Annotated in this window: 36 protein-coding genes; 17 read left to right on the top strand and 19 right to left on the bottom strand. The window is 59.8% G+C overall.

Features of this window, described 5'->3' with window-relative positions:
• Positions 1-21: 21 nt before the first annotated feature.
• The 4 genes from TA3x_RS02080 to TA3x_RS02065 all read right to left on the bottom strand — a co-directional run bounded on the left by TA3x_RS02080 (position 22) and on the right by TA3x_RS02065 (position 2,049).
• A complete protein-coding gene (locus tag TA3x_RS02080; protein WP_435018442.1) occupies positions 22-351 on the bottom strand; it encodes a hypothetical protein in 330 nt (109 codons plus the stop codon).
• Between the two features lie 654 nt (positions 352-1,005).
• Positions 1,006-1,464, bottom strand: a complete 459-nt coding sequence (locus tag TA3x_RS02075) for a hypothetical protein (RefSeq protein ID WP_435018441.1) — start codon at positions 1,462-1,464, stop codon at positions 1,006-1,008.
• A 54-nt stretch (positions 1,465-1,518) separates the two neighbouring features.
• A complete protein-coding gene (locus TA3x_RS02070) occupies positions 1,519-1,788 on the bottom strand; it encodes a hypothetical protein (RefSeq protein ID WP_435018440.1) in 270 nt (89 codons plus the stop codon).
• A gap of 63 nt (positions 1,789-1,851) precedes the next feature.
• Complete coding sequence (locus TA3x_RS02065; protein ID WP_435018439.1) at positions 1,852-2,049, bottom strand: hypothetical protein; 198 nt, start codon at positions 2,047-2,049, stop codon at positions 1,852-1,854.
• A 515-nt stretch (positions 2,050-2,564) separates the two neighbouring features.
• On the opposite strand from TA3x_RS02065, the gene TA3x_RS02060 reads away from it, so the two are divergent.
• Complete coding sequence (locus TA3x_RS02060) at positions 2,565-3,080, top strand: hypothetical protein (RefSeq protein ID WP_435018438.1); 516 nt, start codon at positions 2,565-2,567, stop codon at positions 3,078-3,080.
• A gap of 16 nt (positions 3,081-3,096) precedes the next feature.
• Here TA3x_RS02060 and TA3x_RS02055 read toward each other — a convergent pair whose 3' ends face one another.
• From TA3x_RS02055 to TA3x_RS02025, 7 genes are all read right to left on the bottom strand, one after another.
• Entirely contained in the window at positions 3,097-4,773 is a 1,677-nt protein-coding gene (locus TA3x_RS02055) for an SNF2-related protein (RefSeq protein WP_435018437.1), read from the bottom strand.
• A complete protein-coding gene (locus tag TA3x_RS02050; RefSeq protein ID WP_435018436.1) occupies positions 4,770-5,117 on the bottom strand; it encodes a hypothetical protein in 348 nt (115 codons plus the stop codon). The genes TA3x_RS02055 and TA3x_RS02050 overlap by 4 nt, the downstream gene beginning before the upstream one ends.
• Positions 5,114-5,872, bottom strand: coding sequence for a hypothetical protein (locus TA3x_RS02045; protein WP_435018435.1), 759 nt, complete (start codon positions 5,870-5,872; stop codon positions 5,114-5,116). Before TA3x_RS02045 ends, TA3x_RS02050 begins: the two co-directional genes overlap by 4 nt.
• 85 nt (positions 5,873-5,957) lie before the next feature.
• Positions 5,958-6,242 carry a hypothetical protein gene (locus TA3x_RS02040; protein ID WP_435018434.1) on the bottom strand — a complete coding sequence of 95 codons (285 nt, stop codon included), beginning with the start codon at positions 6,240-6,242 and terminating at the stop codon, positions 5,958-5,960.
• A 91-nt stretch (positions 6,243-6,333) separates the two neighbouring features.
• Positions 6,334-6,765, bottom strand: coding sequence for a hypothetical protein (locus TA3x_RS02035; protein ID WP_435018433.1), 432 nt, complete (start codon positions 6,763-6,765; stop codon positions 6,334-6,336).
• Between the two features lie 55 nt (positions 6,766-6,820).
• On the bottom strand, positions 6,821-8,737 hold the full coding sequence (locus TA3x_RS02030; RefSeq protein ID WP_435018432.1) for a ParB/RepB/Spo0J family partition protein: 1,917 nt from the start codon (positions 8,735-8,737) through the stop codon (positions 6,821-6,823).
• Between the two features lie 250 nt (positions 8,738-8,987).
• The gene (locus TA3x_RS02025; RefSeq protein WP_435018431.1) at positions 8,988-9,419 is read right to left on the bottom strand and encodes a hypothetical protein; all 432 of its coding nucleotides are present in this window, start codon (positions 9,417-9,419) and stop codon (positions 8,988-8,990) included.
• Positions 9,420-10,860: 1,441 nt separating this feature from the next.
• On the opposite strand from TA3x_RS02025, the gene TA3x_RS02020 reads away from it, so the two are divergent.
• The 7 genes from TA3x_RS02020 to TA3x_RS01990 are packed head-to-tail and all read left to right on the top strand — an operon-like array spanning position 10,861 to position 12,927.
• Complete coding sequence (locus TA3x_RS02020; protein WP_435018430.1) at positions 10,861-11,163, top strand: hypothetical protein; 303 nt, start codon at positions 10,861-10,863, stop codon at positions 11,161-11,163.
• On the top strand, positions 11,160-11,567 hold the full coding sequence (locus TA3x_RS02015; RefSeq protein ID WP_435018429.1) for a hypothetical protein: 408 nt from the start codon (positions 11,160-11,162) through the stop codon (positions 11,565-11,567). The genes TA3x_RS02020 and TA3x_RS02015 overlap by 4 nt, the downstream gene beginning before the upstream one ends.
• The gene (locus tag TA3x_RS02010; protein WP_435018428.1) at positions 11,564-11,857 is read left to right on the top strand and encodes a hypothetical protein; all 294 of its coding nucleotides are present in this window, start codon (positions 11,564-11,566) and stop codon (positions 11,855-11,857) included. The genes TA3x_RS02015 and TA3x_RS02010 overlap by 4 nt, the downstream gene beginning before the upstream one ends.
• Positions 11,854-12,045, top strand: a complete 192-nt coding sequence (locus TA3x_RS02005; protein WP_435018427.1) for a hypothetical protein — start codon at positions 11,854-11,856, stop codon at positions 12,043-12,045. Before TA3x_RS02010 ends, TA3x_RS02005 begins: the two co-directional genes overlap by 4 nt.
• The gene (locus TA3x_RS02000) at positions 12,042-12,377 is read left to right on the top strand and encodes a hypothetical protein (protein WP_435018426.1); all 336 of its coding nucleotides are present in this window, start codon (positions 12,042-12,044) and stop codon (positions 12,375-12,377) included. The genes TA3x_RS02005 and TA3x_RS02000 overlap by 4 nt, the downstream gene beginning before the upstream one ends.
• Positions 12,374-12,670 carry a hypothetical protein gene (locus TA3x_RS01995; protein ID WP_435018425.1) on the top strand — a complete coding sequence of 99 codons (297 nt, stop codon included), beginning with the start codon at positions 12,374-12,376 and terminating at the stop codon, positions 12,668-12,670. Before TA3x_RS02000 ends, TA3x_RS01995 begins: the two co-directional genes overlap by 4 nt.
• Entirely contained in the window at positions 12,667-12,927 is a 261-nt protein-coding gene (locus tag TA3x_RS01990; protein WP_435018424.1) for a hypothetical protein, read from the top strand. Before TA3x_RS01995 ends, TA3x_RS01990 begins: the two co-directional genes overlap by 4 nt.
• Positions 12,928-13,042: 115 nt before the next feature.
• On the opposite strand, the gene TA3x_RS01985 is transcribed toward TA3x_RS01990, so the two are convergent.
• The gene (locus TA3x_RS01985; protein ID WP_435018423.1) at positions 13,043-13,399 is read right to left on the bottom strand and encodes a hypothetical protein; all 357 of its coding nucleotides are present in this window, start codon (positions 13,397-13,399) and stop codon (positions 13,043-13,045) included.
• A gap of 117 nt (positions 13,400-13,516) precedes the next feature.
• On the opposite strand from TA3x_RS01985, the gene TA3x_RS01980 reads away from it, so the two are divergent.
• Entirely contained in the window at positions 13,517-14,113 is a 597-nt protein-coding gene (locus TA3x_RS01980; protein ID WP_435018422.1) for a hypothetical protein, read from the top strand.
• On the opposite strand, the gene TA3x_RS01975 is transcribed toward TA3x_RS01980, so the two are convergent.
• The gene (locus TA3x_RS01975) at positions 14,110-15,000 is read right to left on the bottom strand and encodes an IS1595 family transposase (RefSeq protein ID WP_435018421.1); all 891 of its coding nucleotides are present in this window, start codon (positions 14,998-15,000) and stop codon (positions 14,110-14,112) included. The genes TA3x_RS01980 and TA3x_RS01975 overlap by 4 nt on opposite strands.
• Before the next feature lie 115 nt (positions 15,001-15,115).
• On the opposite strand from TA3x_RS01975, the gene TA3x_RS01970 reads away from it, so the two are divergent.
• Together TA3x_RS01970 and TA3x_RS01965 are read left to right on the top strand one after the other, a co-directional pair.
• On the top strand, positions 15,116-15,469 hold the full coding sequence (locus tag TA3x_RS01970; RefSeq protein ID WP_435018420.1) for a hypothetical protein: 354 nt from the start codon (positions 15,116-15,118) through the stop codon (positions 15,467-15,469).
• A 137-nt stretch (positions 15,470-15,606) separates the two neighbouring features.
• Positions 15,607-15,999, top strand: a complete 393-nt coding sequence (locus TA3x_RS01965) for a hypothetical protein (protein WP_435018419.1) — start codon at positions 15,607-15,609, stop codon at positions 15,997-15,999.
• A 100-nt stretch (positions 16,000-16,099) separates the two neighbouring features.
• Here the strand turns inward: TA3x_RS01965 and TA3x_RS01960 are convergent, their stop codons facing one another.
• The 4 genes from TA3x_RS01960 to TA3x_RS01945 form a co-directional block, all read right to left on the bottom strand.
• Positions 16,100-16,324, bottom strand: coding sequence for a hypothetical protein (locus TA3x_RS01960; protein WP_435018418.1), 225 nt, complete (start codon positions 16,322-16,324; stop codon positions 16,100-16,102).
• Between the two features lie 2 nt (positions 16,325-16,326).
• Positions 16,327-16,536 (bottom strand): hypothetical protein, encoded by a 210-nt coding sequence (locus TA3x_RS01955; RefSeq protein ID WP_435018417.1) that lies wholly within the window; start codon positions 16,534-16,536, stop codon positions 16,327-16,329.
• A 160-nt stretch (positions 16,537-16,696) separates the two neighbouring features.
• Positions 16,697-17,500 (bottom strand): DUF932 domain-containing protein, encoded by an 804-nt coding sequence (locus tag TA3x_RS01950; RefSeq protein WP_435018416.1) that lies wholly within the window; start codon positions 17,498-17,500, stop codon positions 16,697-16,699.
• Positions 17,501-17,577: 77 nt separating this feature from the next.
• Positions 17,578-17,802: a hypothetical protein gene (locus tag TA3x_RS01945; protein ID WP_435018415.1), complete on the bottom strand. Its 225-nt coding sequence runs from the start codon at positions 17,800-17,802 to the stop codon at positions 17,578-17,580.
• A 258-nt stretch (positions 17,803-18,060) separates the two neighbouring features.
• On the opposite strand from TA3x_RS01945, the gene TA3x_RS01940 reads away from it, so the two are divergent.
• Entirely contained in the window at positions 18,061-18,600 is a 540-nt protein-coding gene (locus TA3x_RS01940; RefSeq protein ID WP_435018414.1) for an NUMOD4 motif-containing HNH endonuclease, read from the top strand.
• 210 nt (positions 18,601-18,810) lie between these two features.
• Complete coding sequence (locus TA3x_RS01935) at positions 18,811-19,410, top strand: hypothetical protein (RefSeq protein ID WP_435018413.1); 600 nt, start codon at positions 18,811-18,813, stop codon at positions 19,408-19,410.
• Between the two features lie 130 nt (positions 19,411-19,540).
• On the opposite strand, the gene TA3x_RS01930 is transcribed toward TA3x_RS01935, so the two are convergent.
• Entirely contained in the window at positions 19,541-19,726 is a 186-nt protein-coding gene (locus tag TA3x_RS01930) for a hypothetical protein (protein WP_435018412.1), read from the bottom strand.
• 198 nt (positions 19,727-19,924) lie between these two features.
• Between TA3x_RS01930 and TA3x_RS01925 the strand changes: the two genes are divergently transcribed.
• From TA3x_RS01925 to TA3x_RS01910, 4 genes are all read left to right on the top strand, one after another.
• A complete protein-coding gene (locus TA3x_RS01925; protein ID WP_435018411.1) occupies positions 19,925-20,791 on the top strand; it encodes an abortive infection system antitoxin AbiGi family protein in 867 nt (288 codons plus the stop codon).
• A gap of 156 nt (positions 20,792-20,947) precedes the next feature.
• Positions 20,948-21,235, top strand: a complete 288-nt coding sequence (locus TA3x_RS01920) for a hypothetical protein (protein ID WP_435018410.1) — start codon at positions 20,948-20,950, stop codon at positions 21,233-21,235.
• Entirely contained in the window at positions 21,232-21,594 is a 363-nt protein-coding gene (locus TA3x_RS01915; protein ID WP_435018409.1) for a hypothetical protein, read from the top strand. The genes TA3x_RS01920 and TA3x_RS01915 overlap by 4 nt, the downstream gene beginning before the upstream one ends.
• A gap of 150 nt (positions 21,595-21,744) precedes the next feature.
• Positions 21,745-22,035 carry a thioredoxin family protein gene (locus tag TA3x_RS01910; protein WP_435018408.1) on the top strand — a complete coding sequence of 97 codons (291 nt, stop codon included), beginning with the start codon at positions 21,745-21,747 and terminating at the stop codon, positions 22,033-22,035.
• Between the two features lie 161 nt (positions 22,036-22,196).
• Here the strand turns inward: TA3x_RS01910 and TA3x_RS01905 are convergent, their stop codons facing one another.
• A complete protein-coding gene (locus tag TA3x_RS01905) occupies positions 22,197-23,471 on the bottom strand; it encodes a type IV secretory system conjugative DNA transfer family protein (protein ID WP_435018407.1) in 1,275 nt (424 codons plus the stop codon).
• Between the last annotated feature and the right edge of the window lie 105 nt (positions 23,472-23,576).

The raw sequence follows: 23,576 nt of genomic DNA, 5'->3' as shown, positions 1-23,576 counted from the left end.
TTCCGTCCGGTATCCTGACATTTATGCAGTTGCTGTTATAGCTGAAATATTCGCCAGCATGTCGCCGAGAAGGTGAGTCAATCCCGCCTTCGCGAGTTCGGAAACGGTTGCGTACTCCCGTTGCGTTGGCACCTGGACGCAACGGTAATCGAGGGCTCGATCCTCGCTATCCCAGCTTTGTATGTGGCTGAAGGCTTCCTGCTTGCTCGAAAAGGTCACTGCCTCCTGCTGGCCTGCGGTATCCAAGAGCGTCCAGAATCCCAGCCCGAGGCAGTTGCCGAGGTAAATCCCCATGACAGGATTCGTGATAACAACACGGGGTTGCTTTGTGAGGTGTTCAGGTTGTGGCATAATATTCTAACTCCCTTCTGTATCGTTCTCCATCGCCAGGCACCATTGCTTGCGCGTCTCCTCCAAGTCAGCTGCCTGACTCGGCCTTCATCGCCTGCCGCCGTTTCGCGATCCACCGCTTTCGGTACTCCCGCATATACTCGCGGTAGCAGGGCTTGCAGTTGCCTCCTGCGTAGCGGTCGCTCCCTCCGCACTTGGCGCAGGGGGAGGTCGGGCGCCCGGGTTTGTGCTCGGTCATGCGGGTATCGCCGTGTAGATGGCAGTGCGGAGAAGTTTAAGCACCCGCGCCTCATTCCCTTCCGGGTCTCTAGCGACTGCCGATTCCAAGGCATCGAAGGCGTTCTGGCAGGCGTCGAGTAAGACCGGTGCTGCGGCGATCAGGCGGGCGTTGGCATGATTTTCAAGCTCTACCGCTTCGAATCTCTGATTGTCAGAGTATCCACCGCAACTTGCCACAACTCTTCGTCCCGCAACAACGGTCATATTACTGTGCGCCAAAATTTCCCAAGGCCCTGGTGTGTGTTTAGTGTTTGTCATTATGTCAGCCTCCTTGCTGTGTTTGTAATTTTGTTTTACATCGCTATTCCTATTAACGCAATCATTATTTTATGCGTCATGCGGGGCGACCCCACCGGAGCCACCCCACGCCTGCGGTCACCCCTCCTGCACGACGATCACCGACCTGGCCAGCCCGGACGTGTCGCCGGTCTCCAGCCTCAGGTAGGTGGCGACGTAGCCCTTCGTCCGGCTGCCCTTCGGAATAAACAGGTAACCTCCCCGGCCATTCGGCTTGATCGTGCCCTTCTGAATGTGCTCCCCGAAGATGCCGCCCACTCCCATCAGCATCTCCACCTTACGGCCCACGAAGCTTTCGAGCATTTCGGTGTCGGCTTCCCTGAAGCCCATCCCGGCGATTCGCGCCTGCGTCTCTTCGCGGTCGATCCGGCCGCTGATTCGGTAGACCCGCATGCCGAACTCGTTACGCTCTCCCGTGTACAGTTCCGGCCTGCCGAGATGAGCGGCAACACGCTTCTTCAGATCTTCCAGGTACACGAAGGGCCGGCAGGCGATGATCGCCGCTTTCAGGGTTTCGTCGTCGATGTCGTTTTGCATATATCCTCCTGATGTTGGGGGCGAGTTTGCACCCGCCCCGGTTAATGTCAATGGTTACCGTGCCGTCACCCTCGCGGCCTGCTTCACGCCAGCCGCATCGGCCCGCTTTTGCATCCTGATCCAGGCGTAGGCTTCGCGGAGAAGCTCGGCCATCGCGAGCAAGTCGTCTCCATTGAGTGAGTCGGTCTCTTTCCAGGTCTCTTCGCCCTGCTTGTAGGATCGCACTGGGTTGGCGGTGTAATAAGTCGAGCCGCTGTGGCTGGTGTTCCTCCAGATGACGACGGAGAGGCAGCCGTCTTTGAGTCTGTGAGCTGGTGATGCCATGATGGTGTTCCTTCCTTGGAGTTGATTCGAGTTGGAGGCCGGCTCGCACCGGCCCCCGGTCGGTTAGTTCGCCGCCGTGATGGCGATGATGTCTTCTTGCGTCACCGGCTTGCTGTCCGACTGGTTCTTAAACCAGCGGCCTCGGTCGAACTGGTATCCGGAGCTTTTCAGCCGTGCCCGTGAAGCGTCGTCCGGCTTGTCGACGAAGGTGATCGATACGGTGTAGCTGGTCTGTAAGATGCCGATGGGTTGAGTGTTCATGATGATCTCCTGTGTTGTTGCTGGACGCCTCATTGCGTCCGTGGGCAGCGATCAGGATCGGGCCAGCCGTGAGCTCTGCGACGGTCAAGCGAATGACGGAGGGTCCGCGCAGCGGAAACCGTCATGGCAGCTTTACCGGCACGGCGACTGATCCAGTCTGCCCTCCCAGGACGTCTGACGCGTTCCAGACAAGGCGGGAGTACCGTGGATACCTCTTGCCTGATGGCCGTGCTGACCGGGCTTACTAGGTTCGTGCTTCGGGGCAGGGAGGCGTGTCGTGTGGCTGGTGAATACTTGCGGTCACAGTCGCGGGCTCTAGCCGCTCCGCACCTCATGGACAGTGCTGGCGGCTCCAGACGTCACTCCGGATCGACGACGGCTTCAACGACCACGGGGACCAAGCCTCGCTCTGGCACCCACAGGCAACTCGACGGAAATCGCCACTTTGCATTGCAAAGCAACGAGGCTCCAGCTTAGAATCGCCCCATCATCCCCGACATGCCGGAGCACTGACCATGGCCCTCGACCCCTACTTCCGCGACGTGGCCGACGGGAAGATTGCCCGATCAAAAGGGCCGATGATCGTGGCCTGGATCGCCGTCTTCTGCGCGAACCTGCCCGTGCCCTTGTTTCTAGCCGCTGGGCTCACGCAGAAGGCTGGAAAGGGCGGGATGATCCTGGCCATCCTGCTCATGCTCGCACTCGGAGCCATGGCCGTATCGGCTTCCCGGAAGGGAGGTTGGGCCGTGGTGATCGGCGGGTGGATCGTTGCCGTCTCGCAGCTTATGCCCGTACTTCATATCATCGCTGGGAGCATGGGCATGTCCGCGGCTCTCGGAGGAACGAAAGCCTATTCGGCTGGCCTCGATGACGAGCCGGGAGGCTTCATTGCGACGATCGTAACCGGCGGCATCCTGATCACCATTGCCCTGGCGATCGGGGCGGTCCTGCTGCTTGTACGGGCGGCATTCATGCGGTGGAGCGAGAGTCAGCTCCGCAAGCCCGCCAAGTATGAGCTGCTGGACTTCTGACGGGGTGGGTCGTAGCTCACGCCGCCCCGGCCTTCCGCTCCAGGTACCGCTCGACCAGCTTCCGCAGGTGGCCGGTATCGTTTTCCTTGATCTCAACGCCGAGGTGCGGGTCGACGATGTTCTGCGCCTCGGACGCCTTGATTCCGAGCACGTCCATCATCGGCGGGTCGCTGCCGTCATCCGTCACGAGGAAGAAGACCGTGACCGGGCTCTGCTGGCCCTCGCGGTCAAGCCGCCAGACGCATTGCTGGTGGATCCCGGGTGACCAGTCCAGCTCGCCGAAAATCCCCGTGGCGCAGCGGTGCTGCAGGCCGTCGACGCCCGCCCCGCTGCGGAGGGACATGATCAGTACGTTAGTCTCGCCGGAGAGGAACCGGGCCTTTGCCGTCTCTTTCCGGCTGGCGCTCTCGCTGCCCGTGTACATGGCGGGGTTCAGGTCGGCCAGCTCGTCGTTCCATATGTCGTAGACGTCGCGGTGCCAGCCCCACAAAACCACCGCCTCGCCCGCCTCGACCATCATCCGGGCGAACGCGGCCACGGTCTTCGCCTTGGCGACGCCGGTGGTCTGCCGCATCATGATGTCCAGCTCGCGCGCGGCGTTCCCACGCTCGACGAAACTCGCGGTGGTCGCCTTGATCGCCAGCGCCCGTGCCAGGTCTTCGACCGCCGAGACCGCCTTCTCGTCGTAGTCGATGTGCTCGACCACGCGGGACACGCGCGGGAGCTGCTGCCCGACGTCGCCTTTCAGCCGCCGGAGCATGACGTACTGCTCGCGCAAGTAAGTGCCGAGGGCCTTCGGGTCCTTGATCCGGTACTTGCCGTTGCCGATCGCGTCGCACCACTCCCTCTCGAACTCCGGCCATTGCCCCAAGGCCGTATCGTCGATGAACTGCATCACATGCCACATCTCGTCGCCGTAGTTGTAGATCGGCGTGGCGGTCAGCCCGAGATGGTAGTTCGTGTTCGCCGAGAGCACCTTGCAGGCCGCCCCCTTCGCGGTTCCGGCCCCGGTGCGGAGCGACTGGGGCTCGTCGTAGGTGACGGACTTGAAGAACCCCGTGGCGAAGATGTCCGCCCAACCGCCGACCTGGCTGATCCGGAAGACGTACACGTCGGCCTGCGGCAGGCTGTAGGGCCTGGCCTTCTTGATGAGGTGGACGCGCAGGTGCGTGAACGCCTCGATCTTCTCCTTCCACTGCCGCTGCATGTGGGCGTCGCAGACGACCGCCGCGGGCAACGCCCCCGGCTCCGCGACCATGAAGCCGGCGGCGGTGTAGGTCTTCCCGAGGCCGCCCTCGTCGCCGAGCAGCAGGCGGCCGCGACGCCTCAGCACCTCGATGGCCTGCCATTGGTAGAGCCGGAGCTGCTGCCCTTCTCGGAGAGCGGCTCCGCCGGTCGGGGCATAGTCCGGCGTTAGGATGCGTTCCATCTCCGCCTGGCGCTGGCGGAGCGACTCGCAGCCGAGCGTGAGCGCTCCTTTGTCTGCCTCGGAAATCTCCAGCGGGTAGCGCTGCATGAACCAGTCGAGGTCGGTGTCGGTCACGATGCTGTGGGGCAACCGGTACGGGGGCACCGCGGCCTTCGGGATACTGGGGAAGATCTGCTTCAGCCGGATGGAGATGTGGGGCTCGGCGCGGGTGATGATCCACTCGGTCTGGTCGGGGGAGAGCGAGACGCTGCCGTATGCCCTCATAGCCAGGCCTCGCCCAGCTTCACGAAATACGCGTCCTTGCCCTCGATCGCGGCCGGAAGGCCCATGCTCAGGTTCGAGGCGAGCAGGAGCTGGTCGACGCGCGGGTGGCGGGCGTAGCGGCAGAGCTGCTTGTAGATCGTCTTCTTGCCGTCCCGCCGCACCTTGAGTTCGATCCCGAGTCCTTCCACCAAGAAATCGATGATGTCGGCCTGGGTCAGGTGGACTTCCCGCTCGAAGGCGATCCCCGCTTTCACGAAGGCTTGCTCGAGGTCGGCTTGGGCACGCTTCTCGGTGGAGAGGTCAAGCCGGGTGGCGCGGATGATCTCGATGACGGTCTGAATCATGAAGCGGAATCCTCTTTCGCTACCAGTAGACCGTCCCGGGCGGGGTTGTCAACCTCGTCGGGGGCATGGGCGATTTTCAGGATCAACTCCACCACCCGCTTCATGTCGGTCTGGGCGTCGAGCGTTTCATCGTGCAAGTGGCCGTACCCGATGCGCTTGTAGTATTCGCGCAGGATCTCCTTGACGGCGGGCTGGGCTGGCTGAGCCGGAAGGGTAAAGCGATTCCATTCCGCATCCGCCTCCTCTTGCGATCTGCCGTAGGTCTGTACGCGATGATTAGCTTGAGCGCAAAGAACGCCACCGGCGTTAGTTCGGCCATTGCGGCGAGGAGTTGCCTTGCATATAGGGCATGGCTTCAACCCGTTCGTATTAACCTCACTTTCCTGCATAAGAGGAAGGGCGGCGCGTGCGGCCTCTTCCCGCCACGCCGGATAGAATTTATCCATTTCCCCTTCATAGAAGCCGCCGCGCTCAGCAACCCCTTTGATGGATTGTCCACTCCCACCATGCTTGCAATACACGGCATACGCTTTCTCTGCTACCTCCCACGGGATCATGGTTCTAGGCTCACCAACCCTTCCCGTTTTCATGACTGGAAACTTAACTGCCTCCACCGCCTCGCCGGGGGTGGCGGGCTCAGCCTGCCCCAGCCCCTCCCGTAATAGCCCGCCGAGATGCTCCCGCTCGGGCGTGGTCAAGCCGAACGCATCGGCGATGGTGGCCGTGAGGCTGGTGGCGAGGGTTGTATCGGTCATCGTTTCTGCTCCAGTATCTTGCGGGTTTGGGCTTCCTGCTCCTTTCGGAGCCGCTCGAGAGCGTCGCGGGTTTCTTTTGTGATGGTCATGGTCGTTCCTTTCTCGCAGCTCGCGCTCTTTGTTCCTGCTCAAGTCTGGCAATGGCATTTCTTGAAGCGTGCACCAAAGCTGCGGCATCCTCGTGGCAGTTGTCGGCCAGCAGATCATTTATGTGATTGTCGAAATCCGACTTGGAACAGATCGGGCATGGCGGATATGCCATATCCCCAAAGCCTTGCTCCGTCCAAACGTCAACGTCGATAACCTTGCCTTCGCAGCATTCATTGTCTTGTCCGAACTCCGGTAGCCAACTTCTGCATTCCTTATTCATGGTCGTTCCTTCCTTGGTTTTGGCGGCACAGCGGGCCGCCCGGTTGTGAGTCAGTTGGCTGAATGGGGCGATCGGAGCCGCCCCACCAGCATCAGGCGGCTTTGCCCTTGGCTTTGGCGATGGCGGCATATCCTTTGGTATTCCCAAGAATATGACCCAAATTCGCTTGCTCTATCTTGGACAAGACATCCTCCAATGCTTCCAGCAGCTCCGGCGCTGCGGCAATCAAGCGGGCGTCTGGATGAGCTATTCCTCGCACATGGTGGCGGTAAACACTTCTCTCCGATTTCGCCTGAGTCATGCCGACAACCTCGCGATTGCCGACTTCAAACTGCACCAGCTCTTTGGCTGGAACCATGCCTTTGCCTTTGACCTGAAAGATCGGCTGTGCCCCCTGTCTGCCCCATCGTTTGAATCCCATGACGTAGATGCGCCCACTGTGAGCAGTGCCCAGCCACAGATCCTCGCAGGACGCTGTGCCGAACCAAGCCCAGGGTCCCGGTGTGTGTTTCGTGTCTTCCATAGTGTCGCCTCCTTGCTGAGTGGTGGGCGACGCTCTCCACGCCGCCCGGTTCATGTTATGCCGCCTGCTTGCCCTTCTTCGCCTTCACGGCCACCGGCTCCGGCTTGGCGATGGCCATGCCCTCGGGCAGCCATTCCCGGATCGCATCCCGCGTGTCCGGGTTGCCCGACTTGGCGAACGCCGCGTCAAGCTCCGCAACCAAAGCCGCTTTCTTGGCGTCTTTCATGGCGATCGCCCATGATTCGCCCTGGATCAGCACTTCCCGCCCAATCTCCAGCAACTGCTCCCGCTTGATCCGACTCAGGAAGTTCGCAGCGGTCGGCCGCCAATATCCGGCCACGTCCACGCCCGTGAGCCCGAGGGCCGTGTCGTAGGCCGATTTCTGCTTGCCTTCGCCGGGCGCCAGCTTCGCCTGCAGGGTCATCGCCGTGCAGTAGGCCATCAGCCGGTGCTTGTCCTCGTCCGCGAGCTTGCGGAAGGCGGCGAACTGCTGCGGCTCGGTCTTCTCCTTAAGCCATGCCAGCGGCAGGGCCTCGCGGATGGCGTCCAGCCGTTCGGTGGCGGCGGTGTCGGGCTCAACGCTCGGCCGGAGATGATTTTCCCGAAAATGGACGTCAGGCCCGTCGAAGATCGAACTGTTGCCGATAACCGCTTTGGCGGCCGTGAAGACCAGCAGGTCGAAGGCGATGGCCGGGTTCTCGGCGAACGCCACCTGGGCCACTTGCGTCCGGTACCGCTTCAGGTCGTCGATCAGCGCCTGCGAGAGGCCGGGCTTGTCTTCCGGTTCGTCGTCTGCGTCTGCATCGGGCTGGCCCTTGGCGACCACTTTCTTGTCCTCGGGTTTCACCAGGCCTTTCTCGATGTCGAGCTTGCCACCCCAACCGATGGACACGAAGCATCCGGCCAGCTTCTTCTCCAGTGGCAGGAAGTCGACGAAGGATTCGAGCTTGGCTTCGATGGCCTCTTGGCGGGCTTCGGCCGCGTTCCGCCTTTCACTTATGGCATCGAGCAGTGCGTCGTCATCCTCGTCGGCTTCGTCCCATTCCCGCTCGATGGCCTCGATCTCTGCTTCAACAGCCTTCTGTTCGGCCATCAACTCGGCAGGCGCATCCAGCGGAACGGCCTCGATCCGCCCGCACCGGCGAGTGAAGCTGTAGTCGTCATCGAACGTCACTTCCACCCACCCCCAACCGTCAGCCCGCAACGCCTCGGCCTCGGCTTCCAACTTTTCACCGGTCAGGCGGTGGAGCAGAGCGGTGTCCTCCAGATAGACGTCCTCGCCGAACAGGTCGGTCTTCGTCGTTCCGCCAGCCGCCTCGTAGGCTTCGAGTGTCACGAACTTGGCGAGCTTGCTATCCGCCTTGGTGGTCGATTCTGTCAGAAGGCCACGGATCTCGCGCGGATGATGGATCTGCCAACCGTCTTTCGCCTGCTTGTAGACCTTGAGCTGCTTCTTCCGGTCGTCCGTGATCGTGAAAGCCTCCAGGACCTCGAGCTTCAAGTTCTCCGCCCGGTATTCCTCCACCAGCTCCGGCGCGACACGCCCCAGCTTGAGCCGCTGCAGGACGTGCTTCTCGCTCTTGCCGAACCGCTCGGCGATCTGGCTGGCGGTCTGGCCCTGGTCGGACAACGCGGCGAATGCCTCGAACTCATCCGCCGGGTGCATCGCCTGTCGCACCGTGTTCTCGGCCAGGCTCATCTCGACCGCGTCGCCCTCGGTCACGATCTGGCAGGGGATGGTGCCGCCTTTGAGCTTACCTTCCGCTACCAGCTCCTGCAGGGCTTCGAGGCGGCGGGCACCGGCGATGACGTGGTAGCTGCCGTCACCGGCGTCGGTCACGACCAGGTTCTGCATGAGGCCGTGCGCGAGGATGCTGGCTTTTAGCTCCTCCTGGGCGGCCTTCGGGTTCGTCTTGCGGACGTTCGAGGGGGACTTGCAAAGTCGGTTGATTTCGATTTGATGTAGTGACATATTGTCGATTCCTTAGATTGAGGTTTGAGGTTTGGCCGGGGTTCATCCCCCGTCTTTTTATTGGGCGGGAAGCCAAGCTGTCGAACCAGCAACGCGACCGGGCCTTTCAGCTTCCGCTCGTCGTAGAGCCAGGCTTTCACCGTGCGGGGCTTCGCATGGATGACGCGGGCAAAGGGCTCCACCCCGCCCCAAGCATCCACGATGGGCTTCAGCTCGGCGGGTGGAATCGGGTCGAAGTTGACGGCGGGGGTCATGCGGCCTCGCCCGTGGCTTTCGCGAGCACAGTCTTGACCCTTCCCGCGATGGCGTGCGAATCCTCGTAGCTCGCGCCCTTCTCAACGACTGCCCACAGCGAAGTGAGAGCCTCAAGAAGCTCTGCGTCCAAAGCTGGTTCTGCTTTTGACATCAATCGTTGGTCGGGTAGGTACAGGTCGATGTCCCCCGTCATGTCGGCGACGATCCCCTGAATTGTGTCCACCCGATCGAGAATAGTGTTGGCTTGCCCTGCCAGCACCTCACGTACGAATTGTGATGTCCGCGGATACTCACGGAAATAGTACGGCTCAGTGTTCCAATCTTTGGCCTTCAGGTTTGGGTTGTCGATCAGCATGTTTCTGACCAGACTTGCCAAACTCTCGAGCTGCCTCGCCAGCACATCCGCTACAGTTTTGTCTCTCGCCATGTTGTGGCCTCCTTGCTATTGTGTCCACTTTGTGTAGATGCATATGACGCATGCGTCAACCACTTTGTGGAACGCTGCGCATCAAACACCACCAGCCCCGCCCATCGAGCCTGACCGGCAAGCGTCCGAAGCCGGTGGCGCCGTGGCGGGCAAGGGGGAAAGCCGAGGCTCCCGCTTGGGAAACGGCCTTTCGCCCTTGAGCGGCGTGGCTCGGGCTTCAGCGTGCCCGTGGAAGGCCGGGGGTGGGGCAGATCGGCACATGGCGCTGGGATGGAAAAGCGCTTGCGCCCGGCCTCGTCCCTGTTATGGTGTCCGTGCTGCGGCGACGAGGGAATGTTGGCCAACCAGCAGCAGGAGCTGCCCTTGCCATAACGCCCTGCCCGCAGCTTCGGACGTTAAAGGGCGGGCATCTCCTCCGCCTCCAAGCCGCAAGGCATGGGAGTGACGGACGTGTCCGGGTCTGGCCTGATGGCGCAGGAAAGCGGCTCCATGCCGCGTGTCAGAGATGACCAGCCTGCGCCGTCAACCCGCCCGGCTCTGCCCCCGCCCCTTCCGCGTGACCAGCTCCTGCCAGCTCACATCCTCGTCCGGCTCCAAGTAGATCGGCACTTCCCGGCAGCTAATTTCCTTCCCGCTCTCCAGCTCCGCCCTTAGCTCGATGTCGGCCAGGGCGTCGGCTACTGACTGGTTGGCTCGCTTGCGTTGGTGGGCGAGATAGCCAGCATTGTCACCTGACCAGTGGCGTGCGACGGTGGCGGCGAATCCGGCCTTACCCGCCTTGCTCTGGTGTTGCGGGTCTGCGGCTCTTGCCGCCCGGTTCCCTTTGCGTCCTATCTCACTGCGATCCATCCCGCACGGATAGCAGATCGTCTATAGCATGGCAATCTTTATGCTTGCGCTTCCCGCCACTCCTGCTATCCTCCGGCCCATGCGACATACCCATCACCCCATCCATTCCGCCTCTTCGTGTAGCCGTTGCCGGTATGTCGCAAACGATCTGCGACGGCTACACCAAGGGGCGAGTGTGAGGTGAAGTGACCAAATACCAGTTCAACGACGACATGCAGGAGCTGAACGAGGCGCGTGCAGGGGTTCGACGATTAACGAAGGGTCTCCAATGAAATGCATTTGGGATATGCCACACGAGGCCCGCTTCAACGAGATATTGCGACGTGCCGTGCCAGCTATTTCTGTAGCGGAGCGGGAGGTAATATCGTCACCAACCGGAAGCCCAGCGAAACAAGTCAAGTGTCTGGTTTGCAATGTTGGATTTAATGGCAATGCAGCAAACCGATTTTGCAATAAATACAAGCGCAAATTGAAGGTAGCGGGTCGATATGTTGATTAATTTCAAACCATTAGCACTTCTATTTCAAAAGTACTGCTTGACCGCACATGCGGCAGGGTTGAACGAGGCTCGGAGCAAGCTGCGGGGCGGGGTATGAGCGGGGGATTTGATTTACCGATGCCAGATACAGAGCCATTTCCCGGCGAGACCTTGATTGCAGACGGTTGGCAGTATCGTGATACGCCACCCATGCTGGAGCAACTTTGGGATGAGCTTCTGGGCATTATCGGTGAGGGCAATTATCGGCTTTTGACTCTCATGAAGCGAACATTCAGAGACGACGACAGGCTCTACAAACGCGGCCAAATGCTGATTTCCCCCGCTGGGATCGAAAATCTCAAGGCTCGTGCCAACAAGGAGTGTGAGAAACCACCGACGGATAGGAGGAACTCGTGACCCCCACCCCAACCCACACCCTCGAATCCCTCGAGGCCATGCCCGCCCGCGAGCTCGATGCCGTGGTGGCGGAGGTCGTGTTTGGCCTCGACCCCTGGGTGCCGAAGCGTGACCCGCATACGGGGGCGGAGCATCACGAGGACAAGGTGCTGGGGTCGGGCATCCCGTACTACTCCACCACCTGGGACGGCTTCGGGGCCATTTTCTTGCGGCTCCGCGAGCTGAACCTCGGCCTGAGCATGGGCGGCCATCCTGCCGAGATGCCGAACGTCCAGGCGTACAACAACAACTATCAGGTGTACATTCCACAAAGGTCGCTCGGGGTGTCCGCGCCCGAACTTCCCAGGGCTGCCGCCATCGCGGCGGTCATCCTGGTCCAGGCGGTGCAGGGGGCGGGGGAATGAGCGGCCTCTCCGACATCGCCCTCTCCACGGGTGAGACCACTATCGACGATCATACCTTGGCGAATCTGCTCCTGTGCTCGTTTCGCTACTCGCTCGGTCGGATGACATACATCACCGGAGATTGCGCCGATTGGCTTACCCGCTACTGGCACTTGATGCCTTCTGCTTGGAAGAAGCAAATTCACGGCGACATTGAGAAGGCCATTGAGCGGAACGAGGCGGGCATGACCTGCGACATCGCCTCGTGGCGGCGAGTCCTGGCGTTGCCTCTGGACCGGGAGGGTACATGACCGCCTACGAATTCATGTCCACCAATCCCTGGCTGACCTTCTTCCTCGCCTGCCTCGCGACGAGCGTCGTCATCTGGCCGTTCAAGCTGGTCAACCGCTGGATCAGGCACCGCAACATCGTCGCGGCGGGTTGGCCACCGGCCCATCTGGACGCGGATGGCGACTTCCTCAAGGGGGACGAGAAATGACAGGCCTCCCCGACATCGCCCTGGATTTTGCCCGCTCCTGCATTGGCTGGGAGGATTGCGACATCGGGGCCACCAAGCCCTTGATCGTCGGGCCGCAGGAATCGTTCGCCTACACCGATCTGCGCGCCGTGCTCGAAGCCGCCAGCCGGTGGGTCGCCTTCAAGGCGGAGTCGGTCGGCATCCATTCCTACGAGGGCGGCTTCTTCATCGGCGTCGTGATCGCCTACGGGGTGACGCTCGGCAGCACCGTTTCCTCTTGTCCGTGCGAGGCCCTGATGGGGGCGTGCCTGGCTGCGGCCAAGGTGTTGGACGCACAGGGGGCGGGGGTATGATTGATGACTATGAATCCAGAAGGCGTGCCGAACTTCGACTGGATCATGCGAGGCATGCCGCGGAAATTTCCGACAGCTGGTGCGCCACCTTTGAGATGGCCGAGGTAAGCTGCGCTTACGAGGCTCTATTGCGACTAACAGGCCATCCCGTTCAATGCAAGCTTGAGAACGGCAACAAACGCACTACAAGCTGGATAGGCAGCAATTTTGCCAAAGTCGGGAACATGGTCCAACTGCTCGATGCAGACGGAGAGTTTTGGAAGGTAACGGAAGTGTTCGGCGCCAAGTTATGACCCCATACGAACTGGACGCAACCATCGCTCGCCTGCAGAGCGAATCTCGATTCTGGTGCGATGGCGCGACCAAGCCCACCGGCAACGCGATCCGCGACCTGCTCATCGACGCCATGGTGGTGATCGACGCCCTCCAGGCCGAGAACGCCCGCCTGATGCAGGCCCACATGGAGGGCGGTATCAGGGCAGGGGAGCTGACGGCTAAGCTGCTGGATGCGGAGAGGTGTATCGCAAACAAGAAACACGAAAAACGATAACCATGGAGAGTTTATGACGGAGCAGACAACAGCACTAACCCCACAACAATCATTCGAGGAAAAAGTAACGGAATGTTCACTTAATCGGTTGAGTGAAGCGGCTAATCGTCCACTCCTACGGCAATTTCTCCGTGACTCTCTCACAATCTGGCTGTTTTTCGCCATAATAGTTATTAATAATCACTTTTTCCCCGATGATCGTGGTGATTTGGGCGCGATCATGCGATACGGCCTGGTTTTCAATCTTTGTCTCGCCTTCTGGATGGCTTTTGAGCTGATCCGAAAGCCAGTTGACGAACAGCCCGAGAGCGACGGTTGAGGTGATATGAATCACCAGCTTGAATCGCGGCCCGTACAGTTGTTTCAGTTCCATAGCCGGGCATTGTTCAATACCCGGAATCTCCAGTACGGAGAAAGCCGCCCAGAGGCTCAAGCTGTTCGTGGTTATGGTGAAGGCGTTGGAATTGGTCACGATGGTTTCCCCTATGGCAGTTGACGTAAGCAATCACACCATAGGGGGAAGCGGGGCGGGTGTCACTACTCAACGTCCGGTTGACAGCCCGGCGGTTTGCGGGCAAAACTCGGCGGCATGTTCGCCGCTTTTAAATTTCTGCTCGACCGGCTCAAGGATGCCAACGCTGTCCATACGGGATGGCAATGGCTTCCGCCCGCCTTGGGAATCGTGATCACCATGATTGCGGGTTGGTATACCTTCGTTGTCGCACGCCTGGAAGAACTTCCGATTGCTGTGGGTATGGCATGCGTCCTTACCGCTATCGCCATGACGCTGAATGCTTCGGTATTGCTGGCCTATGTCGTGGGCAGGCAGAGGCAGAAGGCGAGATTTCGCCACTTCAAATGCGATTTCCAAACGCTTCAACGGCTCTGTCTCTTGCTCGCCGAGGTGAAGGACGACTGCCTGAATTACAATCCCTACGATGAACGTATGGCCGCAAGGCAAATCGAACTTGAATCGAGCAAGGCAGTTTTTCAGGACTCGGGTTTGAAGCAAGAGTTCATACTCTTTGCCCACGGGGTGCAGCTTCTCGTAACAAACAAACAGTTGCAATCGCTTGGCAAGGAACGGCAGGTGGAGGTTATATCATATTCGGAAACGCAGATTTCGGAGAATTACCCAAAACTCAAGGCCGCACTTGACCACGACTACGAGAAAGCCCGCTCTTAAAGTTTCAGCATCCTGCAAACCGTCACGTCAAACATCACCGCCCCGTCAACCTTCCGCCCGTTATACCTATAGCTGAACTCATCCAGGTAGGCATCCAGATACTTGTCCGACACCTTGTGGAACTGGCCGACAATCCCGCGTTTCAGGATTGCCCAGAACGATTCGATGTTGTTGGTGTGCACCAGGCAGTCGGCAAACCGCTGGGCGTGGTTCACCCGCTTGTGGGGCACCAGGTTCGACATCCCCGCATAGCCCCGGTATTCGTCGGTAATCAGCACCGAGTTGCCAACGTCCACGCCCTTGCGGACGAGCGATTGCAAATCGGCGGCTTTCAGCTCGGACTTCTTGGCGGACTTTGCCTTCACCCGGCCTTTCCGCTCCACCATGCCGACAACGGGCGTCTTGCTGGTGCCACGGCCACGGCTTGCCGTGTTGCCGCCGTCCTGGTCGTCGTCGCGCTCGTTGCCTTTGCGGGGCTTGCCGCCGACATAGGTTTCGTCCATCTCGACGATTCCACTGAGCAGCCTGCCGTCGTCGCCCATGGCCTTACGGATGCGGTGCGCCACGCTCCACGCGGTTTTCACGGGCAGCTCCAGGTCGCGGGCCAGCTGGCGGCTGCTGATGCCCTTCTTGGCGTTCAGGATGAGACTGATGGCGAGGAACCATTTCTGCATCGGCAGGCGGGTGTCGAAGAAGATGGTGCCGATGGTGACGGAGAAGGACTTGCGGCAGGCGTTGCAATGGTGCCGGAGTTCGCCACGCAGCGGGTAGGTATTATCCGAGCCGCAATAGCCGCAGACAGGTGTGCCGCCCCAGCGGGCTTTCTCCAGGTGGGCGATGCAGGATTCCTGCGTGGGGAATTGGCGGTAGATTTGGATGATGTTCATGGTGTGGCTCCTCGGATGCTGGAGCCACGTTAGCACCTGTTTTTTATACAGTCAACCGATTAAGTGAACGGTCCGAAAAGTAAAAACCAGACTGAGGGAAAACATCGGCGATCTCATGCCCGATGAGGTTCTGGCGGAAATGGTGAAGAAAGCCATGCAAGAAATGTTCTTCACAAGGCGAGAAAAGAAAGGCGAATCCTGGAACAGCAGGACAGAGGTTTTCCCGAGCTGGTTCGAGGACGAGGTGGCAGCGTCACTCAAGCGGCGAGTGCTCGAGGAGATTGAAACAGCCGTCAGTGCGAAGCGAGAAGAAATCCGCGAGGTTGCCGTCAAGCTTGTGACGGAGAAGTTGCCGGACACAATCGTCAGCGCCCTTCTCGCGGTCATCTCACAGGTTTCTCTGGGAAACAGCTATAACATTCAGACTCAGATATTGGGGATGCTAAGGGAAAAGGGTATTCAGCTTTGATCGCCCGCCTGTTTCCCTGCTGAAACCCAATCCGAGCAATGCGTCGCATTCTGATTGCGCGCAGACACGATCCCTGCTATGGTCTTCGCACCGCCGAGAAATCGGCGGGCAAACCAGTCAGATAGAAAGTCAGCTTCATGCTCATCAAAGTCCAAACCCACCAGCACTCCGAATCCTATCTCCTGATCGACCGCGTCGATTCCGTGAGCTATAAGTCTAGCCCTGTCGAGTTCATGAGCAGCGACGAGCTGGTCGAACACCTCCATCGTTCCGGCAATACCGAGGGATGCCGGGTCATCCTCGATCCACGCATGGCGGGCAATGTCTATCCTTACCTGCCAAGCCCCGATGCGAAACCAGAGGACTATATCGGCGTCCTGAGTGAGAAGCGGGTCTATCGCGTCAACACCATCGAGTACGAGCGGGATGGCCAGCGGCTCTCCGTGACCTTCGACACCATCGCGTATATCTGCAACGACGAGGGAAAGACCCTGGAGAAGGCATGCGCTGGCGGACCCCTGAATTACTAGCAGAGCAAGGCGAGGCCGGCCCCCAAACAAAAAATTCCCGATCGGGAATATCCCGCTGCTTTTGGGCGATTTTGAGCCAATTATTCCCGATCGGTAACATTTACCTCCACAGCTGGAGATGCGGTTCCCGCTCCTTCGTCTTCCGGTTCGTGAAGACGATCACCCGTGCGACGAGCAACCCGTTTCGCCACACGCCCACCGTGCCGCCGATCTCCTGCCTCCAGCTTTCCTCCGCGAACCGCTGGAACGCCTCGGCAAGGTTCCGTGCCTGGTAGCTGACCACGAAGGCCGTGTGGTCGGGGTAGGGAATCGCGAATTGCCACATGGTTAGGCCTCCGGGCTCAACCGGATGACCGACTTCGCCCGGTCCGCCTGGGTCTCGATGTGGAAGCGGGTACCGGCGTGGCTGTGGTCGCTGCGCAAGGAGCCCGACTCGATCTGGCGGGCGTGCTCGCGGATCGCGGTGACCATCGCCCCGCGGTCGACGGCCTCCAGGAAGCACGGGCAGGCGTGGATCTGGCCCATTCGTCGGCTCATGGCGGAAGTCCTCCGGCTGAATTTATACTAATGTCCACTATGGCTCGCAAGGACAAAACCGCCGTCCCTGGCGTTTGGTTGTTACCGGTTAGGTCGCAGGACGTTCGGGTGAACGGGAATCGAGCAGGGGGGGGGCGTTCGTCCCGCCCCCTCCGGCCATTTACTTCACGAGGCGGCTCATCTCGTCCGCCAATCTCCACAGGGCCCGGTTCACGGCCAGGTCGCCCGTCACGCTCTTCACCGGCCGCGTGCTCACCTTCCGTCCCCGGGCGTTGCGCCCCCGGATGCCCCCGCGAATGAGATTCTCCTGCAGGACGTTGGTGGTCCTGTAAAGGTCGCGGTTCCCCTCCTGGTCGATGTCATCCTCCTCCCGGCGGCTGGTCAGGAGATGGGCAGGCCGGATGGAGTCGTTCGGCTTGATCTCCATGGCGGCATTGGCGAGCGCCAGTTGCTGGGGCCGGGTGAGCGTGATCCCCTTCCACTCCCGGATGTCGTCGAACGCCTTGCGGGTGACGCCGATCACCTCGCCGGTGGTCTCGATGATCTGGTCCCGGAGGCTGCGGCTGCCCGAATGCCGGAGGGAGAAGCTGCCGTAATCCTCGGAGCACACGACCAGGCCGTTCGAGCAGACCGTTCGCAGGATGCCCGCGAAGATCTTGTAGGCTGACGTGCGATCATGTGAATTGACAAGCACCAGTTCAGGAACCTCGGCATGAAGGCCGGTGTCCACGTGGTCGCGGTGCCTCAGCCTCACGAGATGTTTTGTGAACACGCCCTTGCCGGGAATCCTCGACCGGCTCTGGCTGGCCATGACCGGGTGGAAGCCCTGGTCGGCCATCATCCCGAGGACGTCGATCGAGGGGACGAATCGATAGTTCGGCCCAACACCAGCCCAGGGGGTGGTGGCGAAGATGCTCGGGGCCAGGGTGCGCAGGGAATCAGTGCTGAGGATGGCGGTCGTCATTGGAAGGCTCCGGGGCAGTGTTTGATGACATTTCGAGTACCGGGTGGCTTCCTTGCTATGTTCATATTTTACGAAATCTAATTAGTGGGCGCAATGCCACTATTCCGATTTTTCTCGATATGCAGGCCGAGGATGTCTTCCAGTTGCGCATTGCCGATCGGGCTGGCGGTGCCGGTGGTGAGGTGCCAGTGTGAGCCCGTATAGCGGAATCCGGCTTGGCGAAGCATGGTGCGGATATGTCGGGATGGCATTTCGGGGAAGCATACGCGTAATGTGAATGTCGTCTGCAAAACGGGGTTCATGGCTCCCTCTGCTAATTGTAAAGGGCTGTGATTGCGGCAACGCCCGCCATTCACAGGACGAAAGGCAGAATTGAATTAGCACAGGTCACCCGTACCCGGGCTTGAGGGAAGGTAAGCGGCTGCACAAGCGAAGCGCGGAAGCTGCGGCTGACCTTGACCGGAGCGTTCCGAGCAGTCCGGTCAGGCAACAAAAAAGCCCCTTGCGCCTTGCAGCGTTCGGGGCTAATCTGTCCAAGTGTTCAATTCGGAGGTGTCAGTATGGTCGATTTGAGTCAGGGCGCAAGCCCTATTTTGCTACTTGAGCATTGGAAACCAGTTTCCGGCTGGGAAACCAGGTATAGCATCAGCAACGTCGGGAATGTAAGAAATATTGAAACAGGAATATTAAAGGCGGCTTACCTGACAACTTACGGGTATCGAGCTCTCAAGTTTTACCGGAACGGAAAGATGCACCACAAATTCATTCATTGCTTGGTTGCAGAGGCTTTCATTGGCGAGCGTCCTCACGGACTTGTAGTAAATCACAAGGACGGCAACAAGACGAACAATTCACCAAATAATTTAGAGTATGTAACCTCGGCCGAAAACAACAGGCATGCTGTGGAAATGAAACTTTACATTCCGAATCGGTTTCCAAATGGAACTATTCGTCCTAGGAAGATCGACGAGGCCGGGGCTGAGAGAATAAGAACCTCTGAAGGAGGGAAAACATTGGCCAATCTTTCAATCGAATTGGGTATTTTGCTTGAACAGTGCTACAAGATAAGAAAAGGCACGCAATGGAAGAAAGCCATATAAAGTTAGTATTCTTGGCGATCAATTGTCTTGCGTCAGGCGCCGTAGCGGACGCGCAGCGTGTCCGATAGGACGGGACCCGCGCAGGTGCCGCCCGGACGCCCGTAGTCATGCCTTGAAACGTCTTGCGAACCCTGGAGAATAGGGCGAGTTACCCCCCATCGCCGGATCGAAACCCCGGCATAGCTCAGCCTGCACGAACAGGATGGATCGATGCCCGAGACCGTCATTTACGTCGCAGCGATCATCGCCCTCATCGCGGTCGCCATCGCCACGGCTATCATCGCCGTCCGACGCGACGGTCGTGACGTGGACTCTCTCATCAAGCAACTGGTCATCTGGGTTGCGATCGCGGCCTTGCTGCCCCTGACGAGCTACGCGGGCGCGACGCTGCTGCATCCACGGACGAAGCTGGATGACCTCCTCGCCCGGCAGCAACGCGTTCAGGAAGAGACTTACGACACCAAGGAGGCTGACGCCCGAGGTAAGTCCCGCGACCAGGCCGAGGAACTCAGAAAGGAGATCGAACACGAGCAGCGAGGCTTCTATCGGGCGATGTTTTGGGTGGCGAGCCCGATCGGATATGCGACGCTGCTGATTGGATTGTTCCTGCGAACCGTACCCGTCGGGACGGGCCTCGCATTCGGCGGTCTGTGCACGTTGACCACTGGCTGCTATTCGTATTGGAATGGCATGGGCGATTCGCTGCGGTTCTTATCGCTCCTGATCGTTCTGGTGACCGTCGTGGCGGTCGGGCTCGTCAAGTTCGGCCCCTCCCGCGGCGTGTCACACGCTCAACCCTCGCGGAGTTAGCCGAGCCGGAGGCGCCACCATCCTGCTCGGGCTGACCCTCTCCGGCCCGCCCATCTTCTTCGCACTGGTCTGGGGTATCGGATTCGGCCGCTACCGCCTGGTCATCACTCCAAGGGATGGGCTGTGAGGTTCAGTTCCTCCCCGAATCGACCACCCGCCCGACCCTGTCCATCTCCGCGACCAGCCGCTCAAGCTTGGCGACGATCTTCCGCAGCTCGGGCGACTCCGTGCCATCCAGGAGCCGCCTCACTTCCTCAAGCTTCGCGCGGGCTTCGGTCAGGTCTTCGAGAGTAGTGGTTTCGGTGAGTTGGCGCATGGGATGGTCCTGCAAGCAGTTGTGGTGTTGCAGGAATTTTAGCGACAGGGCAGGGGGCCGCTAGCTGGGCAGGGGTATAGCGAGGGCGAAGAATCCGCTTGCAAACTCTCGTGACCACCCAATACCGGAGGGGAGACGCCCAATGCGTATTTCGATACTATGGGGCATCTGGATTAGGTGGCGAGTTGGAGTCAGTCGATGTCCAGCAGTCCTGGAACCGTGTCGAAAATCCTTTGGCATTTCACTGGAGGACCAATATGGAACGCGGAAATGAAATGCCAGGAGAACCGTCGTAAGCCTGCATCAAGGGCTTACTGGGCGCTCAAAGCTATTCTCTCATCAAGAGAATTGCGAGTGGGGCAATATCACGAGGTAGTCAAGTACAAAGTGTTCGTGCCCGAAGGATTCAGTTTCTTCTCACTGAAACGCGAGCCTGCTCAGTATGAAGAACGATACGTTATGTCCTTGCCGATCAATTGCCTCGCAGACATACCCATCATGCACCTTGGCTATCATTCCGCCAGATACGGCAAGATGGCCATTGGATTCCATCGCCACGCGGCTATCAAGCATGGCTTCAATCCAGTCTTCTATCAGCACGACAACTCCGAAGATCTCCGTGCCATTTGCGCAGGTGCCCACGCGTTGGATGTAAGAAGAAATTTTGTGACAGCCCTCTCGCTACGCGAGGAGATCGATAAAATTGGAGACATTCCCACGATTGAGGGTTCAACAGTACGCACTCAAGACTCAAAGAGCTTTGAAACTATTTTATCCTATGTCGACAAGCTGGAGAGTGCCACTCAGCTAGGCCAAGATGGGTATGCTAGGATGCTGGCGCAAATCAAAACATTCCGCGAAGATGAGTTTGGCACGATATATTGCGAAAGAGAATGGCGCTCTACAAAGACCTTCGCTTTTAGCTATTCCGATGTGGCAATGATTGCCCTGCCCAAGGGCAAAGGGAATGGGAATTACTTTGAGCGGTTCATAGCAGAGGCAAAGGAGATTGGGCTTCCGCCAACCGTTTCCATCGTGGCATGGGATGACTTGGTGGAGCATTGAAAGTACAAACCGCTTGCGCGAGCCGCCCGCCCATGCTACGGCTGGGAAATGCCGACGTTCAAATCAACCCACATACCGCCTTTCCGTGAAACAGTCGCCCGAGCGTCGGCAAAACCTTGTCGCGGCTGTTTCACCGAGGGGCGAGAGTGAGGTGAAATGCCACAGTTCGTCGACGCCCAGCAAATGCACCGGGACCATCCCGACACGTTCCATGTCCCATCCGATGCCGAACTGGCCCAAATAGCCCCTGGGGACTCGGTGAAAGTCTGCGACGGCGTGGAACGGTTCTGGATCATCGTTACCAAGGCTACCGAGGGTGGCTTGACCGGCATGGTGGACAACGATCTGGTCTGCACCGACGAACATGGACTGAGCGACGGCGACACAATCAGCTTCGACCGCGAGAACGTGTACGACATCTTGAAGGCCGAGGTGGCGGCATGACCGGCCCGGCCTCCCTCTCCGAAACCGCCTTCGAATTCGCCCGCCTCTGCATTGATTGGAGCGATGCCTGTTTCATTGAGGGGATTTCGCATTGCGTATTCCCAGCGAAGGAGAAGGGCGGAGGCTTCCAGTTTGAGGATCTGAGCGTGGTTCAGTCGGCGGTTCATGCGTACTGCAAGACGCATTTTCTCCAATGGGCCATTTTCGGCAATGACCGGGAGGAGAACCAACACCCCGCATACCTCACGATCATCCTCCCCCACGATGGCGACTGGGAGGCGAGGTTCAGATCGGATTGCCTGCCGCATGCTCTGATGGCCGTCTGTGTCCAGGCGGCCAAGAAGTTAGGGGCCCCATGATCTGCAGCGTCTGCGACGGCTCGGGCACCATCCTGAAGATCAAGGGATTTTCCTCTCGCCGCAACGCCTGTGAAACAGTTTCACCTTCAACTGGCTTTCCCCGCCCTTCCTCCCGTCCCAAGCCGTAGAATGGCTCCAAAGGAGCCGCTCATGACAGAAGCCACCGAGGGTACGCTCGACGCCTTGCTCGCATCACCCGGCCTGGCGTTGGTCTGCTTCTACGCCCCTTGGGCTTTCACGGAGCGAGAGCCAGTCGAGGCAATCGCCGCTGATCTGGCGATCCCCTTGGTTCTGGTAAGCGCAGACAGGTGCTCTCCCCAGAAGCACGGGGTTTACGGACTCCCCACCTTCTGGCTCATGAGAGACGGTGAGAAAATCGCTATGAGGATTGGAACCTATCCTGCACCTCTGCTGAAGGAGTGGATTGTAGGTGCTCGGTAACTTAACCCAACCATTTCCTTCCTCGGCTCTGGCGGCGGATGGTGTCTCCGCCATCGGCTCTCCCATATCGCGACGGCAGATGCGAGGCCATACCGATCTGGCCAAAAAGAAAGGCCGGGAGCCTACGCCCCCGGCCTCTACCGCCTCGTCCTACCCCATCATTACCGACCTATCCCACTCCGCCGCCGGAAAAACGGATTCTGATCCGCTAGTCCCTCGAACATCCCATCCGTCAGGTAATTCGTCCGCCTGATTTTCCGCGTCCCCTCGCCGCGGACGGCCAAGGCGGCCTCATCGGGTTTCATCCTGAGCAGCTCCGACGGCTCCAGGCCGAGGAACTCCGCCGCGTCCTTGGCTGCCTTGTAGTGCCCCATGCCGAAGCAGATCACAGCCCCTGAGTTGTTCAGGATCGTTTCCCAGTCGCTTTTATATCTGGATTTCACCTGGGCCAGGTCCTGCCAGGCCGTGACCAGTTGGAGGCCATACCCGCGCATCAGCGTGGCCGCCGTGAGAAGCGGGGCGAACTCCTTTCCGAGCTGAGCGGACTCATCAATAACCATGATCGTCCTGTGCTCCGGGATCTCCGTCCGGCGGGTGATCGCCGTCATGAGAGTCCCGACCAGAAGCCGGAGGAGCCCGGCATGGCTGTGGATCTTGTCCGGGGGCATGACGATGAACACGTCCAGCGGCTTGCCGTCCATCACGTCCTTGAGGCTGAACGTCGCGTTCTCGAGGCAGGCGGCTACCTGCGGAGCGTTGAGCGCCCGCATGAAGGTGCGAGCCGTGGCGAGGACGCAAGGACGGGTCTGGTTGTCGGCGTGCTGGAGGAAGCCGGCCAGCTCCCGGTTGGCGAACTCGCAGCGATTCCCGCAGGTGTCCAGGAGCACGGCGATGCTGTAGACCGCGTCGTCGGAGAACAGGTGCTTGCGCAAGAAAGCAAGCCCCGGGTAGTCGGGCTCCTTGAGCGTGGCCGACATGGCGATCAGCCCCGCGATCAGGCTGGAGCCCGTGTCATCCCAGAACGGGTCCTCCTCGACGCCGTGGCCCTGGTTGAGGAGGGACGCGAGCATCTCGGAGTCGCATTCGAGCAGGCTGCCCGGAAGCTCGAACAGCTCGAACGGATCGATGCGGTCGCTGGGCATGCCCGAGATCCCGAACGGGTCGAGGACGACGACCCGGTGGCCCATCTCCCGGCGAGCGCGGGCGGCGACGGCGACGAGCTCGGCCTTGATGTCGAGGACGACCACGGGATTGGGTGTCGTGAGAAGGAGGGGGAGGAGAAGATCTCGCCCCTTTCCCGCACCCGTGGGGGCGATGATCGCCAGGGGGGCCTCGCCCTCGTAGCGGATCAGTTCGCCGTTGATCGGCTGGGGATTGTCGAAGCCGAAAGGCGTGGACGTGGACTCTCTACCCAGGATGATTCCGTTCCCTGACATGGGAAGGCTCCTGAAGGGGACGCGGGTTCGGTGTAGGAGATTCGCAGGTCGAGATGCGGCAGGCGGGCTGGCACAACCATCATATCCGGAAAACTGGAAATGCGC

Origin of the sequence: Tundrisphaera macrotermitis, from assembly GCF_051175315.1 — a bacterium.
Taxonomy (GTDB): domain Bacteria; phylum Planctomycetota; class Planctomycetia; order Isosphaerales; family Isosphaeraceae; genus Tundrisphaera.
Note: the sequence above shows the minus strand (reverse complement) of the source record. Positions and strands in the feature narration are given on the sequence as shown.